Source organism: Pantoea sp. CS_6, assembly GCF_041954745.1.
Classification (GTDB): domain Bacteria; phylum Pseudomonadota; class Gammaproteobacteria; order Enterobacterales; family Enterobacteriaceae; genus Pantoea; species Pantoea stewartii.
Genome location: NZ_JAVAYG010000002.1, coordinates 372410 through 394375, shown reverse-complemented (window position 1 = coordinate 394375; position 21966 = coordinate 372410). Strand labels below are relative to the sequence as shown.

The window sequence follows — 21966 nt, the reverse complement described above, 5'->3', positions numbered from 1 at the left end:
CAGGGTTGTAATGTACTTTTCTTTTTCACAATTAATTGTGAAGTTATAAGATAATTTACACCTTGCCGCGCCACACGCAAGCACCAAAACAGACAGGATCGTTGAAATGCGATAACCGTCACGGATAGCTCGTCAGTGGAAAGCCGGGTTCAGAGTGCGAAAAGTCCCAACGGGATGGGCCTGGCGCGATAAAGGTCACGTGTGTGTGAGAGAAAACGGCTATTGGGATGCAATCTGCCGTTGCGCTTCTGCGTTTTACGCTACGCTTATTCCATGCAATACCCGTATAAACATGGAGACTAATTGAATGAGTCACGATGCGCGTAAACCCACCACCACCGACGCAGGCATTCCGGTTGCCAGCGATGAGCACTCGTTGTCGGTAGGACCGGACGGCCCGCTGGTACTGCACGATCACTATCTGATTGAGCAGATGGCGAACTTTAACCGTGAACGTATTCCTGAACGGCAGCCACATGCAAAAGGGAGCGGTGCCTTTGGCTTTTTTGAGGTGACTGAAGATGTCAGTCGCTACACCAAAGCCAACGTTTTTCAGCCCGGCACGAAAACGGATGTGCTGATGCGCTTCTCAACCGTAGCCGGTGAGCGAGGCAGCCCGGATACCTGGCGCGATCCACGCGGTTTTTCCATCAAGTTTTATACCCGCGAAGGCAATTACGACCTGGTGGGCAACAATACGCCGGTGTTTTTTATTCGCGACCCGATGAAGTTTCAGCATTTTATTCGCTCGCAAAAACGCCGTGCGGACAACAATCTGCGTGACAACGATATGCAGTGGGATTTCTGGACGCTGTCACCGGAATCGTCGCACCAGGTCACGTGGCTGATGGGCGATCGCGGTATTCCCAAAAGCTGGCGTCATATGAACGGCTACTCCAGTCACACCTATATGTGGGTAAACGCACAGGGCGAGAAGTTCTGGGTGAAATACCACTTCCATACCGATCAGGGCATTGAAAACCTGACGCAGCAGGAAGCCGATAAGCTGGCAGGTGAGGACGGCGATTACCATACGCGCGATCTGTTCATGTCCATTAAAAACGGCCACTTTCCGAGCTGGACGCTCTATATGCAGATCATGCCCTTTGCGGAGGCAGATGAATACCGCTACAACCCGTTCGATCTCACCAAGGTCTGGCCGCACAGCGATTACCCGTTGATCAAGGTTGGAAAACTTACGCTGAACCGCAATCCTACCGATAACCATGCGCAGATTGAACAGGCTGCCTTTGAGCCTAACAATCTGGTGCCCGGTATTGGTCTGAGCCCGGATAAGATGCTGCTCGGGCGCGTCTTTGCCTATGCGGATGCCCACCGCGCCCGACTCGGGGTAAATTACAAGCAGATTCCGGTTAACGCCCCGCAGTCGCCGGTCAACAGCTACAGCAAAGACGGCGCGATGCGCATAAACCCGGTATCCGACCCGGTTTATGCGCCCAACAGCAAAGGCGGCCCGGTTGCCGATGGTGAACGTTATCCAACCGACTCGGTCTGGTCTGCCAGCGGCGATATGGTACGGGAACCCTATTCTCTGCGCCGTGACGACGACGACGTAGGCCAGGCGAATACGTTGATCAATAAGGTGATGGATGACGCCGCGCGTGACCGGCTGGTCAACAACGTTACAGGTCATCTGTTAAACGGCGTGGAAGAGCCGGTGCTGTCGCGGGCTTTTGCGTACTGGCGCAATATCGACAAAACCATTGGCGACCGCATCGCCACAGCCGTACTGGACGCGCGGGCTAAACGCTAAACCGCCCTGCCAAACGGTGGCATCCGCCACCGTTTTATCCCCGTCGCATTCAGCCATGCTTTGCACAAAACTGCTCAATATCCTCTGACTGAAAATCGGCAAGGTTTGCCATGATCTTTTCCCGTGGCCAGTTCCACCAGGCGATGTGTTGTAAGCGCGTGGCAATCGCCGGATGGAAGCGAACCCCAATCGGTTTGGCGGGCACGCCACCGACCACGGTATAGGCTGCAACGTCTTTCGTCACCACCGCGCCCGCCGCCAGCACCGCCCCGTCGCCCACCGTGACGCCGGGCAATACGATCACGCCATGACCGATCCAGACGTCATTGCCAATGATCACTCTGTCTTCTCGCCGGGCGGTGAAAAAACCGTGGTCGCGCGTGGCGGTCGCGTCGTAATACTCCGGACAATAGGTAAAGCGGTGTTGTGACGCGCGATTCATCGGGTGATTCGGCGCGCCAATCCGGACCTGATTAGCGATCGCGGTGAAACGGCCAATCTCACTGTCGGCAATGCAACAATGTTCACCTACATAGGAGAAATCACCCAGGGTGCTGTATTCCAGATAGCTGTGAGCCAGAATTTCACACTGCGCGCCAATCTGCGTTTCACGCATGCGTACGCTGGCATCGATTTCGGTTTTCTGAAGTTTGGCGGGTTTTACCGCGGCAAGTGACATGGAAACGCTCCCGGCTCTGGTCTGAGGTCTGGATAAGTGATGCCCGTAAGGCGCCTTACTGCCGCGCCACTGTAGCCGGATAACATGACAGACAATTGACAACGAAAAAGGCGGAGTGGTTAGCTCCGCCTTGGTCAAAGTTCCGGTTATTTTGCATGACCGGTCAGTTGCAAAAGGGCAACGATGATCTGCAAGATGACCCGGATAATCTCCAGAATCAGCTTAGTCAGTTCCATCACTTTCCTTCTCCTGCTTAGGGAGCGCGCTGTTCAGCAGCCGGGACTCTGACATTACCCGCCGACTGCCTGAGCACAACGTTGTGGAGAGGGCTGAGCGGCACTCATGGTTTAAGCCACAGGCCAGCACCACCTGGGACCTGCCGGGATTTACATAACCGTGCTCCCCTGGAAGCAATCAGTTAACCACGGTGCGATGCCCGATGCTCAACACATGTATAAATATACAGTATTTTGGCCAAACTTGAAGTCTTCGCTGTCACTCTTTACACTCAACCTGTGGAGAGTGCTGAGCACCTCGTTTGTCCTCCGGTTACCCGCCGCAGGACGAACAAAAGAAAAAAGGATTTGGCGTTATGCCAAATCCTTTTTTTATGCCTGCGCAGTCGCAATTACTTCGCTGAACTGACGCGCCAGATCGTATCACCTGCATCATCGGCGATAATTAACCCGCCCTGCTTATCGCTGGCAAGGCCCACCGGTAAGCCGTGCACTTCTTTTTCATCCTCAGTCAAAAAGCCGGACACCACGGTTTGCGGTTGCCCCACCGGTTTCCCGTTTTCGAATTTCACCCAGATGACCTTGTAGCCGTTCAGTGGCTTACGGTTCCAGCTCCCGTGTTCGCTGATAAAGGCACCGCCCCGGTACTGCGGCATATTCTCTGCACCATAGAACAACAGGCCCAGTGGGGCGACATGCGAGCTCAGAGCGTAATCAGGCTTGATGGCTGTTTTGACCAGATCCGGTCGCTGCGGCTGAGCGCGTACATCAACGTGTTGACCAAAATAGCTGTAGGGCCAGCCATAGAAGCCTTTCTCTTTAACAGACGTCAGGTAGTCGGGCACCAGATCCGAGCCAATTTCGTCACGCTCGTTGACAACCGCCCACAGCTGCTTCGTCTGCGGCTCCCAGTCGAGCCCAGTCGGGTTACGCAAGCCGCTGGCATAAATACGGCTGGCACCGCTGGCGGCATCGACCTCCAGCACGGCGGCACGGCGGTATTCCGCACCAATACCGTTTTCGGTGATGTTGCTGTTCGACCCGACGCCGACGTACAGTTTGCTGCCATCAGGACTGGCTAACAGCGCTTTTGTCCAGTGGTGGTTAATGGGCCCGCCGGGTAATTCGGTCACCTCTTCCGGCGCGGTGCGAATCTCGGTTTGGCCTTCGCTGTAGGGAAATTTCACCAGACTGTCTGCATTTGCCACATACAGGGTATTCCCGACCAGTTGCATGCCAAACGGCGCGGTCAGATTCTCGATAAAGCGGTGTTGCTCCCACTTGCCATTCACATTACGCAACAGGGTGATGCGGTTACCGCCTTTGCCCCCTTTGCCTGAGGCATTTTTTACCAGACCCGTAATCAACTCTTTCGGCTTGGTCGTGGGTTTGGGTGTGCCGTTGGATTCCGCGACCAAAATATCGTTGTTCGGCAGCACGTAGACCTGACGTGGATGCTGAAGCTTATCGGCAATCTTCTCTATCTTCAGCCCCTCGGCGACCTTAGGCATTTCGCCGTTCTTCCACGGAACACCTTTGGGCACCTGCATCGGCGGTACCATAAAATTTTTGGCTTCCGGCAGCTCAGGATTCGCACCAATCTGTTTTTCAGGCGCGACCGACGCACCGTTATCACACCCGGCTAACAGGGCCGTCAGCGCCAACGCTATCAGGGAATATTGTGGTATTTTCATTGGGGCTTCTCCTTAAGCGATGCGTTGACGAAGGGCAAGTTGCACATTCGCCAGCAGTAGCAGTATCACCACCAGCGTTGAGAGAATCACCGCCGTGGGCACCACGGCGTACGCATCACGGCTGTGAATAAAGGCGTTAGCGATAGCCAGCAGGATAGCCACCAGCGAGATCCAGAAATGGGTTTTCTCTGGCGCGCTGGTGCCGCGGAACAGATAAATAAGACTAATTACTCGTGGCAGAACAGCAATGACCAGACCTATTGCAATTAACCAACTGGCACTGACAGACCAGAAGATGACAGTCGTCTTCATATAGACGATATCGAACAGCCAGGCCGCTACAAAAAAGCCCACCGGTAGAGGTTCGAGGAGAGCGTAAAGCGTCACGGCGATGGCCGATCGTCCAGAGGTGTTGCGCATGATTTTCTCCATTTTCAATAGTTATACAGCCCAGGCACAACGTATTACCTTCCCATTACGTTGTTAACCTGCCTGTAAAATATTAGTAAACCTGAAGAAAAATGATGGTTTTAATTCACCTTTGCAGGCGATGACGGGTAAAGCGGTGTCGTCAGGCCTGATGCGACAGGAACCGGCCTGGATAATCGGCGCGAATGGGCTGTTGCGTCGCATAGCGGCCAACCAGCCTGTAGCGGTTCAGCGCAATGGCGTCGTAAAAAAGGTTACTGAGGCGTTTCGGCAACCAGCGCAGCACGCTCATAATGCGCCACGGCAGCGGCAACTGCTGAAAAACGCGAAAAATAGCCTGCGCCCGAAGCCAGTGCTGTTCATCCCGAATGTAGACGATCGTGCTGATATTGTCGTCAGGCAGGCCGGCCCATCTCAGTAGTGCTTTGCCCTCCTCACTCTGGACGGAAGCAAAACGGACCTGCCGCGCCAGCCGGTGGCGCAACAGGAAACGCACCCATCCTGTACAAAGTTTGCATACACCATCATAAAGCACGACGCTCTCGCCCGTTTGCAGATAAGGGGGCTGTGGCATGGGGCGGCTCCTCTGTTTCATCCTCAACAGACGCAGTATAGTCCTTCTTTCCCGTATGCTGAGCCAGCCACTGACAAACCGCCGCTTCATCGATGGCCCTGGCATTAACCCGCAGCAGCGGCCCCAGTGCCATGGGTTGTGCTTCTTCCGCCAGACGACGCAGTTCCGGAAGATACTCCGCGCCGGGGTGACCCGGCATGCGTTGCGCCAGGCGAGCCTGGTAACGCGCCACCGCCTCATCGGGTGAGATCTGCATCCAGATCTCCAGCACCTCATCCACGCCCGCTCGCTGCAAACCCTGCTCCAGCACGCTTTTCGACTGAAACCCAAACCAGGCATCAATCAGAAAAACCGTGTTCACCGGTGACTGGCCCACAATATTCCAGATCGCCTGGTAAGCCGCACAGCCGAGCTGTCGGTTACGCTGACGATCGACCGGGGCGAAGCTGGACATGAAGGGCTCCTTAATGCTGTCCAGCGTTAATACCGGTAAGGTGAAACGCCCGGACAGCATCCGGGTCAGCGTACTTTTGCCCGAGGCGGGAATTCCGTTGACCAGTACTACTCGCTTACTTTCCGCCTGTCTGGTCATAAGATCTCCATGACGTCCGCCATGCTACTGGCCTGGCGTAGTTTGACCAGCGTCGCGTCATCGTCAAGCAGCGAGACAATCGCGCGAATGCCCTCTTCAATGTGGGCATTACTGTCACGGGCACCGAACATGATGACGATATCGGCCTTTTCACTGCCCCCAAACGAGATCGGTTCTGCCAGCACAATCAGACTAAAACAGTCGCGAATAACGCCCGTTTCCGGGCGGGCATGAGGAATGGCGATACCTTCTTCAAACACATAATAGGCACCGTGCGTGAGCGTGTTATCAATGACAGCCTGAGGATACGAGGCCCGAATATAGCCGCCCGCCACCAGCGGTTTGGCCGCCATGGCGATCACCTGTTGCCAGTCGCTGGCCGCAACCCCGACCTGAATGGCACTGGCTTCCTGTAATAACTGTTTAATGGTCATTACTGCTCCTTAAACTGATTTTCGCACCAGATTGCGTAATTCATCAATTTTCACAAACAGAGGATCGATGTGATCCCGGTAACGACGGCTTTTTGCATAGAGTGATAATGCCCGGTTATATTCCAGCATTAATTGTTTTTGCGTGTCGGTATCGGCGGTATTACTGGCCAGCTTCGCTTCCAGCTGCCTTATTTTCTCGCTGACGGATTCTGCCAGGCGATCCTGTTCGGCCGCATCCTGCGGTTGATTTTCCACTTTCTTTTTCATGAATCCAAACATAGCGACTCCTGCCCCGAAAAGCGCGCGGGCACTTCAGGTTTATTTACGTCGGGATAAATGGGGTTAGCGGAATAACTGCATTTTTTCCACTAATACATTGGTTACCGCATTATTAGCGGGCACCAGGAAATTACGCACGCTGTCGTTTACTTTGCCTTTTTCGAACGTGGTTTTGCACTGCGCCACCCACTGGACATTCATCTCGGTGCCCACGTTCACTTTGTCGATACCGCTGCTGACAGCCAGGCGCATATCTTCATCACTCACGCCCGTTCCGCCGTGCAGGACCAGCGGCGTCGCGGTGGCGTCGGTGATTGCGGCCAGGCGCTGGTGCTGAATATGGGCTTTCCCGGTATACAGGCCGTGCACGGTGCCGATGGAAATCGCCAGCATGTCGACGCCCGTTTCGTGCACAAAGCGCTTGGCATCCTCTACAGGGGTAAACGCAATTTCATCCATCTCCACGCATTTACCATCTTCCGATCCGCCGATTGCGCCCAGCTCAGCTTCCACGGAGACATTTAGCGGGCGCGCCATATCAATAACCCGTCGGGTATTAGCAATATTTTCCTCAAGCGGTAAATGTGAGCCATCGTACATGACCGAACTGAATCCGGCGTTAATCGCTGTCTGAATCGCCTCTAAATCAGAGCAGTGATCCAGATGCAGACAGGTTGGAATATTTTTACTTTTCGCTAAAGATTTAACGGCATCGACCAGTAATTCGTGTCCGAGATATTTTGCCGTACCGGTAGATATCTGAATCATTAACGGGCTGTGGGTTTGTTCTGCCGCCTTAAAAAAGGCGGGCAGCATTTCCAGACAATGTAAATTAAACGAGCCCACTGCTTTAAAATCACGTTCTTTGGCAATCTTGAGCAGGTCAGTAAAATTATAAAGTTTCATGCACGTTTTCCTCACGGGATGAAGTGGATTTTCCGTTAACAAACCAGGCGATAGCGGTAACAAAGGCGACGAATACGGCGACGAACAACCAGTTATTCTGGAAAGCATGTCCCAAAACCAGGCCGGTACTGATGACGTCGGAATCGCTGAAGGTCACGCCGGTAAAGCCATAACTTTCCAGCATCGGCACCAGAATGGCCGGCAGGAAGGTAATGAATAAGCCGTGCACGAAGCCCCCGATCATCGCGCCGCGCCGGCCCCCCAACGCATTACCAAACACGCCTGCCGTGCCGCCTGCAAAGAAGTTGGTGAGCAGACCCGGCAGAATCATTGCCAGACCAAACATCGGGAACACCAGCATGCCGACCACGGAGCCGAGCGTGGTCGCCAGGAAACCGACAATGACTGCGTTAGGCGCATAAGGAAACATGACCGGGCAGTCGAGTGCAGGCTTCGCATCCGGCACCAGCCGCATGGCAATGCCACGGAATGCCGGAACCAGTTCATTCAGCAGCAGTCGCACACCGCTGTAGAGAACAAACACGCCCGCGACAAACTGAATGGACTGCATAAAGGCATACATCAGGTAGTTGGTGCCGCTGCTGTACTGCGCAATAAAGGCGGGACCGGCTGCCAGCGCAGGGATCAGGTACATTGGCACCATCACCACCGCCATTGACAGGTAGGTGTCCTGTAAAAATTTGAAGTTGTCCGGTAACTTCAGATCCTCCGTCGAACGTGACCCTTTACCGACCACCTTCGCCACGGCCGCCGTCAGCAGATAGCCGATGGTACAGAAGTGGCCCAGGGCAACATCGTCCGAATCGGTAATACGCCGTACCACCGGCTGGGCCAGCGCGGGCATCACGACAGCCATAACGCCACCAAAAATCCCGCCGGTCAGAATCAGCGGTAAGCCGGTTAAGCCTGCTTTATAGCCGATGACCGCACCAATCGTGGCCATCCATAACAACGCCTGTCCGGTCAGGAAGATGTATTTAAACGGCGTCAGGCGGGCAATGATGATATTGACGATAAAGATCACCAGCAGCGTCATGGCCACTTCGGAGCCCAGTTCACGGTTGGCCAGCCCGGCGATGGCAGCCACATCGGTGATGTAGCCCTGCATGCCAAAGCCGTGGGTGAAGATACTGTTCAGGAAGGTCAGTGCGCCGACAATAATATTGATGCCCGCCATCATAATTAAGAAGCCGAGCAGGGTTTTAAATGTCCCTTCTACCACTTTTCCCGCAGATTTCTTTTGCAGCACCAGCCCAATCAGCGCAATAAAAGCGATAAGAATGGATGCCTGTCCCAGTAAATCTTTAACCAGAAAATTGATTACACTATTCATGATTAGCAACCTTCATATTACGTTCTTTTAAGAAAGCCACGATCTTTTGCTCAATTTCGGCTTTATCGGTAAGTTTATTTAATATAATGACCCGTTTAATCTGTTCTGGTGTGGCGTCAGCATTTAAAACATCCGCAAACGCTTTTTGCGTCAGAATCATGTCGGATTTAAATGCATTAGCTTCTGAAATTGTGGTGTGATCGATATCGGCTTCAATTTCCAGTTTTTTTAAAACGGCTTTCGCACTCATTTCGATGGCGAAACTTGAACCCAGACCACAACCACAAACACATAAAATTTTCAGCATGTTTTCTCCTCACACTATTTGCAGTTGTTTAGCGAGTTTATAATGGTGCCCTTCTGTATCGACCAGGCGTTTCTTCATGCTTATTAAGTCAATCGGAATAGGCTTATTGCTGCCGTTAATAATGACGGCTTTATTGCGCATTCCGGATTGAATACAACGAACCACTTCACTTGCCATAATGGTACCCTGATAAATTTCTTCACAGGTGGGATCGCCATTACGCAGTCCATAACCGACAATCGTTTTGCGAATGCGCACACCGATCAACGGTTCAAGTTGCTTAATTAAGGTATCGATTGCGCCCTGAAAGCCCGGTGAATATTCACGTGTATAGCCCTCAGAGCACAGGATAATGACGCTGTTCTGTTCACTGAGGCGCTGAGTGATGCGCCCGGCCAGCGTCGCCGTCGGAATCTGACACTCGGGAATTAACGCAAAATCCGCATTCGATTTTATTGCCGATTGCAGCGTCAGTTCACCGCAGTAACCGCCGAGCAACTCGACCATAAATACCCGGCCGGTTAATGCGCGGCCCGTATTCCGCAGTTTTGCCACCTCTTTAAGTACCTGCTCACAGGCAGTTGAAAAGCCCACGGTGTAATCACTGCCGAAGACATCGTTATCAATCGTCATACCGATGCCAAAACAGTTCACACCGAATTCGCTCAGCGTATGTAAAAATTGCAGTGAGCCATCTCCGCCGGCCATAATTAATACATCAATACGCAATGCCTTAAGCTGTCGGGTGATGGTTTCGTATTCGCTGCGAATTAATTTTCGCGTGGTCCTTCCCGACTGCATAACCGGAATCGAGGTAACAGAGAAATCCACTAAATCGCGTTGCGCAATTTCCTGACAGACATTATCGAGAAGTCCCGGAATACCGCCATTAAATAACAGCATTTCCGCCTGCGTCATTCTCGCAATCTGAAAAATAAAATTATTTATGCCGGTAACATCGCCGCCGCTGATTACCATCCCGATTCTCATTCTCCATTCCTCTCTGGCTCAATGCGTCTGCGGGCTATTGTTTCGGGATACAAGCCTTATATTTGCAAGTGAGATCACAAAAACGAGAGTATTTTGCCGGGTGGATAGATTGACAGCGGGGTTAAAACAGGTGTTTCTGTGAATTAAATCACAATTAATAAGCGCGCCCGGTCTGTGAGCTTCGGTTGATAAAACAACAGGTTAAATATCATCAGGCGAAGAGAAACGGTTATTTCAGGCGCGTGTCCGGATAACAAAAAAACCGTGATGCAGATTTGTGATTTTCGCCTCACTTTTCACTGTGATGCTGACGGGTTATTTTGGCGGGCAGCATAGATACCGGTTATTTCGGCAGCGAAAAAGGATTCATCTTGTCCGGTTAACCGTTTACCGGGTTTTCTTACACGCGCGGCACGATGATGAACGTTTGCGCAAAGCGGGCTGTGTTGTACCGGTGACGTTGGGTGAAGCGGGCATAAAAAAACCCGGCAACGGATGTGCCGGGCTGGAAAACATGCTGGAAGCGTTATTTTGCGTACGCTTCGGTGGAGATGGTCAGTTTGACATCGTCGCTGACCGCAGGCACGTATTTATCCAGTTTGAAGTCAGAACGCTTGATGGTGCCGGTCGCATCAAAACCAATCGCCTGCTTTTTCACCATCGGATGCTCACCCTGCTTGTTCAGCGTGGCGTGCAGCGTAACCGTTTTGGTGATGCCTTTCAGCGTCAGATTACCTTCTACGTCAAATTTGTTATCGCCTTTAGCAATGACTTTGGTGCTGCGGAAGGTCGCGCTCGGGTATTTGGCGACGTCAAAATAGTCGGCGCCTTTAAATTCTTTCGTCAGTGCAGGCACATGGCTGTCAATTTTGGTGACAGGCAAGGTCACGTCAACACGCGACTGCTCGGGTTTGCTGCTGTCGAACACCAGTGACCCCGTGGCATCCGGAATATCGGCGGTAGGATGCGAGAAGCCGAAGTGTTCCCAGCTCATAACGACCGACGTATGCTGTGGGTCCAGCTGGTAGTGCATTGTCTCAGCCTGAGAAACCGGGATATACAGCGCGGCAACTGCGATCAGTGGCAGTGTAAAACGTTTAACATCTTTCACTTTTCATTCCTTTTTTTATGGCGTCACATTGAGTCTGGTGCAAAGCGGCAGGAATAAAAAGTGAAGAGATTTGGCGTAAACAATCAAAATCATTCAACAATATCGACGAGTAATTATTTTACTGCTTATCGTCTGTACGTAAGATGCGCCACGCTGATTTCTGGCTGCATAACTGGTGATGCAGCTGCGTTAACTGCTGAGTGCTGAGGGCAGCAATATCCTGTGACGTCAGTGTGGGCAGTCCGTTAGCCTGACGCAGCGCCTCGACGGTGGGTTCTTCCTGCGCTGCGGCTAACTGTGTTTTCACCCCGTCGAGATCGGCCGCGTCTGTCACGGACGTCATCTGCTGCAGGAAATCGTCGCAATACTGAATCAGCGTTGTGGCAGACAGGGTCGGTGACTGAAGCGCAAAAAGAATACCGTCGATATCCACACAACGCTGGTAACGGCAGCTGACGACATAACCGATGGGGTGTTCAACACGGTAGCGCTGATAAAAACGCGGCGCGTATAGCAGCGCCAGCGCGCGCAGTGCGGCCAGCTGTTGAGGATCGGCCAGTGGTATAAACAGCAGAATGGCGCTGTCGTCCGAGGGGTGCGGTATCCTGCTTTCGCCGCTCACCCATGCCCGCGCGGGTAATGTAGCAGAATTGACCTTCAGCACGCTGAGCTGTTGCGCAAGTTGTTGATGTCGACGGGCATTACCGCCCAGAAGGATGGCCCGCCAGCGCTGCGGCTGCACGGACGACGCCAGGCAGTAAGGCAATTGCCGTAGCAGTTCGCGTATTGCAATACCGGGAATGGCAGAGCTGGCCTCTTCCGTTGTCGGCATCAGGCAGGATAACAGTTGCGCCAGCGCCGCGCTGAGCAACGCCTCGTCGGCGGGTAAGTCCAGCGTCAGTTGCCAGACGCCCTGCCTTTCACACCATTCCCCACCGCCGCCAAAGTGACGCAGTACTGCAAACACCGGCCGCAAGGCGCTTTCGCAGGCCTGACCTGCCGCCAGCGTGTTGTACAGTTCGGGACGAAGTATCAGCGTGCCGGAGGTTTCATCCGGGTGAATGTGTGGCAACGTCACCGCGGTGGTGGGCAGCCTGGCGGGCGGGAAAGGATTAGGACCGGGATAATAAAACCACTCAACAGGGGGAACACTGACGTCGGGCACCTGCCAGCGCGCCAGGGTGAGCGCATAACCCTGTACGCTGCGTGATTCGCCAGCCACGTCGGCGGCACAAACCAGGGTGGTTGCTGGCACGCCGGCCAGCGTCTGTAATAAGGGCGAGAGTTCGGGGCAGTCGCCCGTGGCGGCAAACCCTAAAGCCCGCGCCTGAAGCTGCATTAAGGGCGACAATGCAGCCAGCCGCCGCTGCGCCAGGTGCCAGTAGTGTTGCCGCTGCGTCGCTGTGGTATGACTCAAGGCGGCGAAAAATGACATCAGCAATGCCTGTACCACGGCGGGTTGCTCACCCGTCACTGTCATCATCAACCACTGCGTTTTTGCGGACTGATACAGCCATTTTAGCTGTAACTGACTGGCGAGCCCGCGCGCGTACAAGGCGGCCAGCAAGCCGCCGGGGGCTTCATCCAGCAAAAACTCGCGCAACAGCGTGACACTGTCACTTAGCGCCGTTGGTAACAGCCAGCTCAGCGTCACTTCGGACGGGCCGTCCTGCTGCAACATCAGCCTCCTGTCGGCCGATAATTCAACGTCTGGTGCCGGAAGACTGCCCGCATCGCGAAGGGCAAAAGGAGCAGCAAAAATCTCAGCCAGCGTTGCCAGTTCGTCCAGCGGCTGCGGCCCCTGAAGCCACAGCATCATCGTGCCGGCGTGATAAAAACGCTGATGAAACGCCCGCAGCGCGGCCTGCAATTCAGTGACGTTGTCACCAAAAACCGCCCTGTTGCCGGTCTGAAAGCGCTGGAAACTGGCCGGTGCGATGACCGTTGAGAATATAGCCGCCTCTGCTCTGGCCGCAGTGTGATGCTGCAGCAGCCGATGCTCGGCATCAATCACAGCAATTTCCTGAGTAATGGCCTCTGGCGTTAACCGCGGCGCGCTCAGCATATCCTGCAGGCGCAGCAGGCCATCAACCAGACTGTCCGGGGCGACTTCAAAAAAAAAGGCGCTCTGGCGCGCCAGGGTGGTGGCATTCACCTGTCCGCCCTGCGCCTGCACCCAGCTCATCAGCCGCCCTTCGTCGGGCCAGCGCTGGCCACCGCTGAACAGCATATGCTCAAGCAGATGCGCCAGGCCGGGCCAGTTATCAGGTTCATCGTGACTGCCCGCCGCCACCTTCACCAGCGCCGCCGCCTGCGTTGCGTCCGGCTGGTGGACGAGCGTCACGCGGAGTCCGTTCAGGGTCAGGCTGCGTGTGTGCATTACAGATTCCGCGTTTTATAGATCAACTGAGAATTGGTGCGGTTGCGGAACTGTAGCTGACCGATTTTGATATCACTACAGTCTGCCTGACGGCGCGCCTCAAGGATTGTGCCGTGATGCGGTGACTTACTGCAGACCGGATCGGTATTATCGGCATCGCCGGTCAGCATAAAGGCCTGGCAGCGGCAGCCACCAAAGTCTTTCTCTTTTTCATCACAGGAGCGGCAGGGTTCCGGCATCCAGTCGAACCCCCGGTAGCGGTTAAAACCAAACGAGTGATACCAGATGTCTTCCAGCGACTGCTCCAGGACCGAAGGAAAGGCCACCGGCAACTGTCGCGCGCTGTGGCACGGCAGCGCCGTGCCTTCTGGCGTGACGCTCAGGAAAATCGCGCCCCAACCGCCCATGCACGGCTTTGGTCGTTCTTCATAGTAATCTGGCGTAACGAACAGCAGGTTAGTGAGGCTGCCCCGCTCGTTCATCTGCGTGCGGTAGCGGTTAACGACCGCCTCCGCCCGGGCAATCTGCTCACGCGTCGGCAATAACCCTTCGCGGTTCAGCTGTGCCCAACCGTAAAACTGGCAGGTCGCCAGTTCAACATCATCCGCCTCCAGCTCAATGCACAGATCGATAATCTTATCGATCTGGTCGATGTTATGGCGATGCAGTACGAAATTCAGCACCATCGGATAGCCATGAGCTTTCACTGCGCGCGCCATCTCCAGCTTCTGCTGAAAGGCTTTTTTCGAGCCGGCCAGCGCCGCGTTGAGGGTTTCATCACTGGCCTGAAAACTGATCTGAATATGATCCAGACCGGCCTCGCTGAATGCGTCGAGTTTTTTCTCCGTCAGACCAATGCCGGAGGTGATCAGGTTGGTATAAAATCCTAAATCACGCGCCGCTTTGATGAGTTCGGGCAGATCCTTACGCGTCAGCGGTTCACCGCCCGAAAAGCCCAGCTGCACGCTGCCCATGGCACGGGCCTGGCGAAAGACCTCGATCCACTGTGCGGTGGTAAGCTCGCGCGCCTGCTGGGCAAAATCCAGGGGATTCGAACAGTACGGACACTGCAGCGGACAGCGATAGGTTAACTCTGCCAGCAGCCAGAGCGGTGGGTTGACGCCGGGTTTAAGCTGGGTCACGGAACTGTATCCACTTCTGTTCATAAGCTGACTGCAGGAATTCTTTCACATCTTCGCCCACGCCGCCCGCGTCCGGGAACTGAGCATCCAGCGTGGCAATAATGGAAGCGATATCCTGTTTGCCGTCCACCAGCGCCAGAATGGCCGCAGCGGTTTCATTTAACTTCGCCATGCCTTCGGGATAAAGCACCACATGGCTGTCCTGTGCCGCTTCCCATTGCATACGGTAGCCACGGCGAAAGGCGACAATTGTGTGTTCGTTCATCATTATACCAGTCGGGTTGTGTGCCAGACGGCCTTATCGGTCACGCTGTGATAAGGCGGGCGGTGAAGTTCGTAAGCCATGGTCATGGCATCCAGCAGCGTCCAGAGAATGTCCAGCTTGAACTGCAGAATCTCCAGCATCCTGTTCTGTTTTTCCGCCGTATTACAGAACTCAAGCGCCAGGGCAAGACCGTGTTCCACGTCGCGGTTAGCCTGACTCAGACGGCTGCGGAAGTAAAAATAGCCTTCTTCTTTAATCCATGGATAGTGCTGAGGCCAGCTGTCGAGCCGTGACTGATGAATCTGTGGCGCAAACAACTCCGTCAGCGAACTGCAGGCCGCCTCCTGCCAGTTAGCGCGGCGGGCAAAGTTGACATAGGCATCTACCGCAAAACGCACGCCCGGCAGGACATGCTGTTCAGAAAGCAATGCCTCACGCGTCAGCCCGACCGCCTCGCCCAGCCGCAGCCAGGCCTCAATGCCGCCATCAGCGCCCTGGCTGCCATCGTGATCCAGAATACGTTGTACCCATTTACGCCGGGTGGCCGGGTCCGGGCAGTTGGCCATGATGGCCGCATCCTTCAACGGGATACTGGTTTGATAATAGAAGCGGTTCGCCACCCAGCCCTGAATCTGCTCGCGTGTGGCCTGGCCATTGTGCATCGCGATGTGATAAGGGTGATGAATATGGTAGTACGCGCCTTTATCACGCAGCGCCTGTTCGAAGGCCTGAGGCGACAGGGTTTCCGTAATCAGCATCTTTCGTCCTGCAACTGTATCGCCATTCCGTCCTGACTCACCTCAATGCCCTGTTCAGTCAGGTACTGACGCTGAGGCGACTGTTCGTCAAGAATGGGATTGGTGTTGTTAATATGAATAAGAATTTTGCGTTTTGCGGGCAGACGGGCGAGTAACGCCATCAGCCCCTGCTCTTCGGCCAGCGCCAGATGGCCCATGGCCTTGCCGGTATTTTTACCCACGCCCGCGGAGAGTAATTCATCGTCCTGCCAGACCGTGCCGTCAATCAGCAGGCAGTCCGCCTGTTCGAGCCACGGCAGAATCACCGCATCCGGCTCGCCCAGTCCGGGCGCATACAGCAGTTTCTGGCCGTTTGCGCGGTTTTCAATAAACAGCGCCACGTTATGGCCCGGTAACGGCCGATCGCGATAAGGCGAGTACGGTGGTGCGTTACTGAGGATTGGAATCGCAGTGAACTGAAGATCCGGACAGACGTCCACGCTAAACGGCGCTAACGGGCGAATGGGACGATGCTGTAAGCCGCCGTTCCAGTGTTTCAGCATGGTGAACACCGGGAAACCCGTGGTGAGATCGTCATAGACTTCCGGCGTGCACCATACCTGATGCGGACAACCTTCACGCAGACTGAGCAGACCGGTAGTATGGTCGATCTGGCTGTCAGTCAGGATAATGCCGCCGATCGCCGTACCGCGCAGCACACCTTTTTTGATGAGTTCTGGCGTGTGCAAAATCTGCTGACTGATATCGGGGGAAGCATTGCACAGCACCCAGTCCTCGCCATTATCGCTGACAATAATAGAGGACTGCGTACGCGGCGTCGCCTGAACGGTGCCGTTACGGACACCCTGACAGTTGGGACAGTTGCAGTTCCATTGCGGGAATCCGCCGCCTGCCGCCGAACCAAGGACTTTAATAAACATGAAAGGGACCAGGTGTTGAAACAAAATGCCCGCACAAGCGGCGGGCAAAGGATTAACGGTTGGAAATGTACAGTGTTACTTCCAGACCGAGACGCAGATCAACAAATGTTGGTTTTTTCCACATAATTTTCTTCCTTATAAATAAACAGACAAAGAACGTACTGCAAGACAGCATCGTAACAGGGATTAAAATGCGAACCTTGTCACGCTATTTTCTCGCAGACCCTGGGGTGAAATCAACGAAAAGCCCGTAAGAAAACGTGTTAACGGATGCCGGTAAGGTGTAAAACCCGCAGCCAGTTTCCCCACGTCAATTTCTCCAGCACGCTTTCATCATAGCCTTTGTCGCGAAAAACAGCGAGCAACCGGGGCAACCCACTGACATCGCCGAGCGCATCGGGCACCGAAATGCCGTCAAAGTCTGACCCGAAGGCCACATGATCGCTGCCCATTATGTTAATAAGGTGATCGCAATGTTTGACGATTTCTGTCAAATCGGTGTCGCTGTCACGTTTTCCGTCAGCACGCAGAAAAGCGTTGCCAAAGTTAATCCCGACCACACCGCCGCTGTCGCGAATCGCCCGAAGCTGATCATCCGTCAGGTTACGGGGTTGCGGACAGAGAGCATGCGCATTGGAATGACTGGCGACCAGTGGGGAAAGGCCGAGCCGCGCGGTATCCCAGAATGCCTTCTCGTTCATATGGGACACATCAATCATCATATTCAGCGCGGCCGCCTGCCTGATAAGCGCTTCCCCTTCTGCCGTCAGGCCGGGACCGGTGTCGGGTGATCCCGGAAAGCTGCCGCTAACCCCTTCGCCGAAGCGGTTTTTCAGATTCCAGAAAGGCCCAATCGAGCGCACCCCGGCATGATAAAACGCCGTCAACGCCTCGCCGTCGGGATCCAGCGCATCCGCGCCTTCGATATGGGCGACTAACGCCAAAACGCCCTCAGCGCGACAGGCGTCGATTTCTGCCGCGCTGCGGCACAGTTTTACCCGCCCCTCCGCATGCGCCACGATACGCTGCAGCAGGTCAAGCTGCTGCCACATTATCGTCAGGGGATCATAAGGTTCTTCTGCAGCACGCGTGGACGCGACCTGCGCCAGGTAATCCTTCGGCAGAACAAAAATCGCGCACAGCCCACCTGCGAATCCGCCCTGCTGGATGCGAGGGTAATCCAGATGGCCCTCAGGCACGCCGGCAAAGAACGCCTCAGCAGGCGCATCACGATGGTGCAGCCACAAATTCAGTAACAGATCGTTGTGCCCGTCGAAAATCTGCATAGAAAACCCCCTCAAGAACATCGGGTTATGCTAACGCTGTCGCCCCGCTTCGGCAAATGGCAGCGCACGCCGTGCCACAGCCCATGAATCACGGTTGTCACTTTTGCGTATCAGGTTGTCAGTTTTGCGCGCGCCGCATGGCTGCGCTTTCGCCACACTGAGCTGACACCGAAAAGGAGAACGCAATGTTAACGAATCCCGCCGAGAAATACCGCCCTTTCCCCTTGGTTGACCTGCCTGACCGTCAGTGGCCTTCGCGGTCAATCAGCCGTGCGCCGCGCTGGCTGTCTACCGACCTGCGGGATGGCAATCAGGCGCTGGCTGAACCGATGAGTCGCGCGCAAAAGCTGCAGTTCTGGCAATTATTGCTGGACTGCGGGGCCAAAGAAATCGAAGTCGCCTTCCCGTCAGCCTCGCAAACCGACTTTGACTTCGTACGGGATTTGATTGAACAGCAGCGCATTCCTGAAGACGTGACGGTGCAGGTTTTAACCCCCGCGCGCCACGATCTGATTGAGACGACCTTCTGCGCCCTGAAAGGCGCACCGCGCGCCATTATCCATTTGTACAATGCCACCGCACCGCTGTTCCGGGAACGTGTATTTAACCAGAGTAAAGCGCAGATTGTGGCGCTGGCTACCGACAGCGCGCGGCAAATCCGGGCCGCCTGCGAGGCCGCACCCGAGACACTGTGGACCTTTGAATACTCGCCGGAAACCTTCTGCTTTACCGAGCCAGCGTTTGCCCTCGACATTTGTGAAGCGGTGGCCGCCGTCTGGGAACCCGGGCCTGAGCGCCCCATGATCATCAACTTACCCGCCACGGTTGAAGTTAACACGCCCAATGTGTATGCCGATCAGATTGAGTTTTTCTGCCGTCACTTTAGTCGTCGACAGGCAGTGTGCATTAGCGTTCATCCGCATAACGATCGCGGCACGGGCGTTGCCTGCGCGGAACTGGCGCTGTTAGCCGGTGCGGACCGCATTGAAGGCTGCCTGTTAGGTAACGGAGAGCGCACGGGGAATGTGGATCTGGTGACGCTGGCGTTAAATCTTTATACCCAGGGTGTTGCCCCCGGACTGGATTTCAGTGACATGGCCCGCGTGATTGAGGTCGTCACCGCCTGCAATAAACTGCCCGTCCATCCGCGTCATCCCTATGCCGGCGAACTGGTGTTTACCGCGTTTTCCGGTTCGCATCAGGATGCGATCAAAAAGGGGTTTACCTGGCGCGCACAGCAGCAGGAAACCGTGTGGCAGATGCCCTATTTGCCCCTCGACCCGGCGGATATCGGCAGCAGTTATGAAGCGGTGATTCGGGTTAACAGCCAGTCGGGGAAAAGTGGGGCGGCCTGGCTGCTGGAGCAGAACCACGGTCTGCAACTGCCGCGCGCCCTTCAGCAGGATTTCAGTCGGTGTGTACAACAGGAAACCGATACCCACTGAAAAGAAATGACGCAGCACGCGGTCTGGCAACTGTTCTGTCGTCACTACCAGATTGATCGGCCCACGCTGCGTCTGATGGATGCCCAGAGTGAAAGCGAACAAGGCGAGCAAACGCGCCTGCGCGCCCACGTCCGCCATCACGACCACCTTCTCCTGCTGACAGGCTGCGGTAACGGGTTGTTGTCCGCCGCCGTCAACGCGCTGCGTCACGCCTGCGATCTGACGTTAACGATCGAACATTACCATGAACACACGCTGGGAAAACGCAGCGACAGCCGATCGGTTGCCTATGTCAGCTGTATCAATCTTCAGGGAGAGCGCGCATGGGGCGTCAGCATCGACAGCGATACGTCACGTGCCGCCCTGCAGGCCCTCCTCAACGCGGCAGGTCACTTTCTGCCGCCGGAAAGTAGTCCGTCGGTGCCACACCGAGCACACGACGAAACATCGCACTAAACGCACCGGGGCTCTCATAGCCCAGATCGAGGGCGACCTGTAGAACCGGGTCGCCCTGTGCCAGCCGGGTCAGGGCAATGGCCACGCGCGCACGGCGCACCCACTCGCTGAAATAAAGCCCGGTTTCACGTTCGAAGTGACGGGCCAGCGTCCGGCCAGACACATTAAGCCATTCGCTGGCGCGGGCCAGCGTCCAGTCACCGGCGGGCTCCGCCTGAATCTGCATGCACAATGCCTGTAAACGCGGGCTGTCCGGCACGGGCAAGGCAAAGGGCAGCACATCCATGCCGCGAATTTCATCCAGGATCAGCTCGTAAATCCGTTCCGCCCGACTGGCGGGCGCATAGGAAACCGGTAAATCCATGGCGCTGACGATCAGCGCCCGCAGCAGGGCCGAAATTTGTACGACCTGGCAACTGGCAGGCAGATCTGCCCTGGCCAGCGGGTCCACAAACAACACCCGGGCCGCGACCGCGCCGGTAATCTGTAAGCTATGGCGCGTCATGGCTGGCAGCCAGACGCCGCGGCTGGGCGGTACCACCCAACTGCCCTGTTCGGTTTCAACCCGCACCACGCCGCTTAAGGTATGAATCAACTGCGCACAACGATGAAAATGCCAGGGCTCCGTTGCCCCATGCGGATAATCGTGCGCCAGCGGCACCAGCGGACGCGTGCTGAAATCGAAACTGATCGTTGCACTCATTGCGACTTAAGGTACTTATAGATCACCGCTAAATCCTCTTCGCCGTGCCCGGCCTCCACGGCCTGCTGCCAGACGCGGGCGATATTTTCCAGCGCGGGCAGTGTGCTGTCCGACGCCTCAAGCGCCAGCCGGGCATCTTTAAGCGCCCACTGCAGATGCATCTGCGGCGTGTAATCTTCGCTTTCCATCATGGCGAGCTTCATTTTGGCATACGGCGCGGCCAGCGGACCGCCGTCCAGCACCTGCCACAGATCGTGGGTTGAAAAACCAAACTGTTCAGCGAGTCGGTTGCTCTCCGCCAGACTTTGCATCAGGCCGATTAACCAGCTGTTGATCACCAGTTTCATACGCGAACTTTTGCCCGCCTCGCCCAGCCACTGCGTGCCTTTACCTATCGCGGCAAACACCGCTTCAGCAGCCTGGGCACGCGAACGGTCGCCGCTGGCCAGCACCAGAATCTGGGCGTTTTCCGCAGGCGCTTTGGTGCCGGAAACCGGTGCATCGATAAACACCACATCCGGGCGCGTTTGGGCAAAGAAAGCGATCAGCGCATCGGTTTTTTCAACGCCAATGGTCCCCATCTGACACAGCGTGGCGCCCTGCTTTAGAGCCGCGTTCACCTCATGCAGCACCTGCGCTGTCGTTTCGCCATCGGATAACATCGCAATCACGACATCTGCCTCGCTTACCGCTTCAGATGCCGAATCCGCAAGGTTCAGCCCGGCGTCAACCAGGTCTTCGCCCCGTGCGCGCGTGCGGTTCCAGCCGTGAACCTCAAACCCTTTTTTCAGTAAATTCGCTGCAAAGGCGTGCCCCATGGCACCCAATCCTAAAACCGCTACGTTCATGCTGATTTCCTTGTAGTGAATAGTCAGGCCCGTGTTGCTCATACGGGTTGGCGTAAGATAAAAGGTAGCATCGGTTACCTCGTTCTTCCGTTAACGTCCGCTGTGGCTTCCCAAACCAGTTACTGACAACGCCGCCTGTCGTTCGGCCCGCAACCGGGCCAAACGCGGTAGAGATCTACCCAGGATGCCCGTCTCACGGTTACATCCATCGGCTGAACATTTACGTTTTTCCAGACAACAGACAAAACCATTAACATAAGGGCGATTGTGCCCGTGGGTTCGTTTATCTCCCTATACTGCGACCTGCCGCCAGTCGTCATGGCGTTCGACCCGCATCGGGCTGGCGACCTCCCCCTGGATAGCCGCTTTCAGGCCAAATACAGAGGGATATTAAGCGATTACGC

General features: G+C 55.2%; 22 protein-coding genes and 1 pseudogene. 2 read left to right on the top strand and 21 right to left on the bottom strand.

Annotation, left to right across the window (positions count from 1 at the left end):
* Nucleotides 1–307 precede the first annotated feature (307 nt).
* Nucleotides 308–1774: a catalase gene (locus tag RAC90_RS04820; protein WP_375124029.1), complete on the top strand. Its 1467-nt coding sequence runs from the start codon at nt 308–310 to the stop codon at nt 1772–1774.
* Nucleotides 1775–1823: 49 nt separating this feature from the next.
* Here the strand turns inward: RAC90_RS04820 and RAC90_RS04815 are convergent, their stop codons facing one another.
* From RAC90_RS04815 to RAC90_RS04725, 19 genes are all read right to left on the bottom strand, one after another.
* Nucleotides 1824–2453: a DapH/DapD/GlmU-related protein gene (locus RAC90_RS04815; RefSeq protein WP_375124028.1), complete on the bottom strand. Its 630-nt coding sequence runs from the start codon at nt 2451–2453 to the stop codon at nt 1824–1826.
* A 628-nt stretch (nt 2454–3081) separates the two neighbouring features.
* Nucleotides 3082–4383, bottom strand: coding sequence for a sorbosone dehydrogenase family protein (locus RAC90_RS04810; protein ID WP_054633811.1), 1302 nt, complete (start codon nt 4381–4383; stop codon nt 3082–3084).
* 12 nt (nt 4384–4395) lie between these two features.
* A complete protein-coding gene (locus RAC90_RS04805) occupies nt 4396–4803 on the bottom strand; it encodes a DUF2231 domain-containing protein (protein ID WP_375124027.1) in 408 nt (135 codons plus the stop codon).
* A 151-nt stretch (nt 4804–4954) separates the two neighbouring features.
* Nucleotides 4955–5386: a thiol-disulfide oxidoreductase DCC family protein gene (locus tag RAC90_RS04800; RefSeq protein WP_375096278.1), complete on the bottom strand. Its 432-nt coding sequence runs from the start codon at nt 5384–5386 to the stop codon at nt 4955–4957.
* Nucleotides 5337–5978, bottom strand: a complete 642-nt coding sequence (locus tag RAC90_RS04795; protein ID WP_039340414.1) for a glucokinase — start codon at nt 5976–5978, stop codon at nt 5337–5339. Before RAC90_RS04795 ends, RAC90_RS04800 begins: the two co-directional genes overlap by 50 nt.
* Nucleotides 5975–6412 carry a PTS sugar transporter subunit IIA gene (locus RAC90_RS04790; RefSeq protein ID WP_054687760.1) on the bottom strand — a complete coding sequence of 146 codons (438 nt, stop codon included), beginning with the start codon at nt 6410–6412 and terminating at the stop codon, nt 5975–5977. The genes RAC90_RS04795 and RAC90_RS04790 overlap by 4 nt, the downstream gene beginning before the upstream one ends.
* Nucleotides 6413–6421: 9 nt before the next feature.
* Entirely contained in the window at nt 6422–6691 is a 270-nt protein-coding gene (locus tag RAC90_RS04785) for a hypothetical protein (RefSeq protein ID WP_039340416.1), read from the bottom strand.
* 63 nt (nt 6692–6754) lie between these two features.
* On the bottom strand, nt 6755–7597 hold the full coding sequence (locus RAC90_RS04780; RefSeq protein WP_054687761.1) for a class II fructose-bisphosphate aldolase: 843 nt from the start codon (nt 7595–7597) through the stop codon (nt 6755–6757).
* Nucleotides 7584–8951, bottom strand: a complete 1368-nt coding sequence (locus tag RAC90_RS04775; RefSeq protein WP_033741366.1) for a PTS sugar transporter subunit IIC — start codon at nt 8949–8951, stop codon at nt 7584–7586. Before RAC90_RS04775 ends, RAC90_RS04780 begins: the two co-directional genes overlap by 14 nt.
* Nucleotides 8944–9258, bottom strand: a complete 315-nt coding sequence (locus RAC90_RS04770) for a PTS sugar transporter subunit IIB (protein WP_033741363.1) — start codon at nt 9256–9258, stop codon at nt 8944–8946. The genes RAC90_RS04775 and RAC90_RS04770 overlap by 8 nt, the downstream gene beginning before the upstream one ends.
* Nucleotides 9259–9267: 9 nt before the next feature.
* Nucleotides 9268–10248, bottom strand: a complete 981-nt coding sequence (locus RAC90_RS04765; RefSeq protein ID WP_054687763.1) for a 6-phosphofructokinase — start codon at nt 10246–10248, stop codon at nt 9268–9270.
* 526 nt (nt 10249–10774) lie between these two features.
* Nucleotides 10775–11359, bottom strand: a complete 585-nt coding sequence (locus RAC90_RS04760; protein WP_375124026.1) for a YceI family protein — start codon at nt 11357–11359, stop codon at nt 10775–10777.
* A 118-nt stretch (nt 11360–11477) separates the two neighbouring features.
* Complete coding sequence (gene pqqF / locus RAC90_RS04755) at nt 11478–13739, bottom strand: pyrroloquinoline quinone biosynthesis protein PqqF (RefSeq protein ID WP_375124025.1); 2262 nt, start codon at nt 13737–13739, stop codon at nt 11478–11480.
* Nucleotides 13739–14881: a pyrroloquinoline quinone biosynthesis protein PqqE gene (gene pqqE / locus RAC90_RS04750; RefSeq protein WP_058701944.1), complete on the bottom strand. Its 1143-nt coding sequence runs from the start codon at nt 14879–14881 to the stop codon at nt 13739–13741. Before pqqE ends, pqqF begins: the two co-directional genes overlap by 1 nt.
* Nucleotides 14868–15146: a pyrroloquinoline quinone biosynthesis peptide chaperone PqqD gene (gene pqqD, locus RAC90_RS04745; RefSeq protein WP_033741351.1), complete on the bottom strand. Its 279-nt coding sequence runs from the start codon at nt 15144–15146 to the stop codon at nt 14868–14870. Before pqqD ends, pqqE begins: the two co-directional genes overlap by 14 nt.
* A gap of 2 nt (nt 15147–15148) precedes the next feature.
* A complete protein-coding gene (gene pqqC / locus RAC90_RS04740) occupies nt 15149–15904 on the bottom strand; it encodes a pyrroloquinoline-quinone synthase PqqC (RefSeq protein WP_033741349.1) in 756 nt (251 codons plus the stop codon).
* Nucleotides 15898–16824, bottom strand: a complete 927-nt coding sequence (gene pqqB / locus RAC90_RS04735) for a pyrroloquinoline quinone biosynthesis protein PqqB (RefSeq protein ID WP_033741347.1) — start codon at nt 16822–16824, stop codon at nt 15898–15900. The genes pqqC and pqqB overlap by 7 nt, the downstream gene beginning before the upstream one ends.
* A 52-nt stretch (nt 16825–16876) precedes the next feature.
* On the bottom strand, nt 16877–16948 hold the full coding sequence (pqqA, locus tag RAC90_RS04730) for a pyrroloquinoline quinone precursor peptide PqqA (protein WP_009090272.1): 72 nt from the start codon (nt 16946–16948) through the stop codon (nt 16877–16879).
* A 139-nt stretch (nt 16949–17087) separates the two neighbouring features.
* On the bottom strand, nt 17088–18110 hold the full coding sequence (locus RAC90_RS04725; protein ID WP_033741345.1) for a dipeptidase: 1023 nt from the start codon (nt 18108–18110) through the stop codon (nt 17088–17090).
* Nucleotides 18111–18295: 185 nt separating this feature from the next.
* Here RAC90_RS04725 and leuA point away from each other — a divergent pair.
* A pseudogene (leuA, locus tag RAC90_RS04720) lies at nt 18296–20011 on the top strand (2-isopropylmalate synthase).
* Here leuA and RAC90_RS04715 read toward each other — a convergent pair.
* Nucleotides 19932–20714, bottom strand: a complete 783-nt coding sequence (locus tag RAC90_RS04715) for a helix-turn-helix domain-containing protein (RefSeq protein ID WP_110267533.1) — start codon at nt 20712–20714, stop codon at nt 19932–19934. The pseudogene leuA and the gene RAC90_RS04715 overlap by 80 nt on opposite strands.
* Nucleotides 20711–21562, bottom strand: coding sequence for an NAD(P)-dependent oxidoreductase (locus RAC90_RS04710; protein ID WP_033741339.1), 852 nt, complete (start codon nt 21560–21562; stop codon nt 20711–20713). The genes RAC90_RS04715 and RAC90_RS04710 overlap by 4 nt, the downstream gene beginning before the upstream one ends.
* Nucleotides 21563–21966: the final 404 nt, after the last annotated feature.

Excerpts from the sequence above, each read along its gene's own strand:
- RAC90_RS04820 (WP_375124029.1), top strand. The coding sequence starts at position 308 with ATGAGTCACGATGCGCGTAAACCCACCACCACCGACGCAGGCATTCCG.
- RAC90_RS04780 (WP_054687761.1), bottom strand. The coding sequence starts at position 7,597 with ATGAAACTTTATAATTTTACTGACCTGCTCAAGATTGCCAAAGAACGT.
- RAC90_RS04810 (WP_054633811.1), bottom strand. The coding sequence starts at position 4,383 with ATGAAAATACCACAATATTCCCTGATAGCGTTGGCGCTGACGGCCCTG.
- RAC90_RS04815 (WP_375124028.1), bottom strand. The coding sequence starts at position 2,453 with ATGTCACTTGCCGCGGTAAAACCCGCCAAACTTCAGAAAACCGAAATC.
- RAC90_RS04795 (WP_039340414.1), bottom strand. The coding sequence starts at position 5,978 with ATGACCAGACAGGCGGAAAGTAAGCGAGTAGTACTGGTCAACGGAATT.
- RAC90_RS04725 (WP_033741345.1), bottom strand. The coding sequence starts at position 18,110 with ATGCAGATTTTCGACGGGCACAACGATCTGTTACTGAATTTGTGGCTG.
- RAC90_RS04790 (WP_054687760.1), bottom strand. The coding sequence starts at position 6,412 with ATGACCATTAAACAGTTATTACAGGAAGCCAGTGCCATTCAGGTCGGG.
- RAC90_RS04765 (WP_054687763.1), bottom strand. The coding sequence starts at position 10,248 with ATGAGAATCGGGATGGTAATCAGCGGCGGCGATGTTACCGGCATAAAT.
- RAC90_RS04770 (WP_033741363.1), bottom strand. The coding sequence starts at position 9,258 with ATGCTGAAAATTTTATGTGTTTGTGGTTGTGGTCTGGGTTCAAGTTTC.
- RAC90_RS04775 (WP_033741366.1), bottom strand. The coding sequence starts at position 8,951 with ATGAATAGTGTAATCAATTTTCTGGTTAAAGATTTACTGGGACAGGCA.
- RAC90_RS04710 (WP_033741339.1), bottom strand. The coding sequence starts at position 21,562 with ATGAACGTAGCGGTTTTAGGATTGGGTGCCATGGGGCACGCCTTTGCA.
- pqqB (WP_033741347.1), bottom strand. The coding sequence starts at position 16,824 with ATGTTTATTAAAGTCCTTGGTTCGGCGGCAGGCGGCGGATTCCCGCAA.
- pqqC (WP_033741349.1), bottom strand. The coding sequence starts at position 15,904 with ATGCTGATTACGGAAACCCTGTCGCCTCAGGCCTTCGAACAGGCGCTG.
- pqqD (WP_033741351.1), bottom strand. The coding sequence starts at position 15,146 with ATGAACGAACACACAATTGTCGCCTTTCGCCGTGGCTACCGTATGCAA.
- RAC90_RS04785 (WP_039340416.1), bottom strand. The coding sequence starts at position 6,691 with ATGTTTGGATTCATGAAAAAGAAAGTGGAAAATCAACCGCAGGATGCG.
- RAC90_RS04800 (WP_375096278.1), bottom strand. The coding sequence starts at position 5,386 with ATGCCACAGCCCCCTTATCTGCAAACGGGCGAGAGCGTCGTGCTTTAT.
- RAC90_RS04715 (WP_110267533.1), bottom strand. The coding sequence starts at position 20,714 with ATGAGTGCAACGATCAGTTTCGATTTCAGCACGCGTCCGCTGGTGCCG.
- pqqF (WP_375124025.1), bottom strand. The coding sequence starts at position 13,739 with ATGCACACACGCAGCCTGACCCTGAACGGACTCCGCGTGACGCTCGTC.
- RAC90_RS04805 (WP_375124027.1), bottom strand. The coding sequence starts at position 4,803 with ATGCGCAACACCTCTGGACGATCGGCCATCGCCGTGACGCTTTACGCT.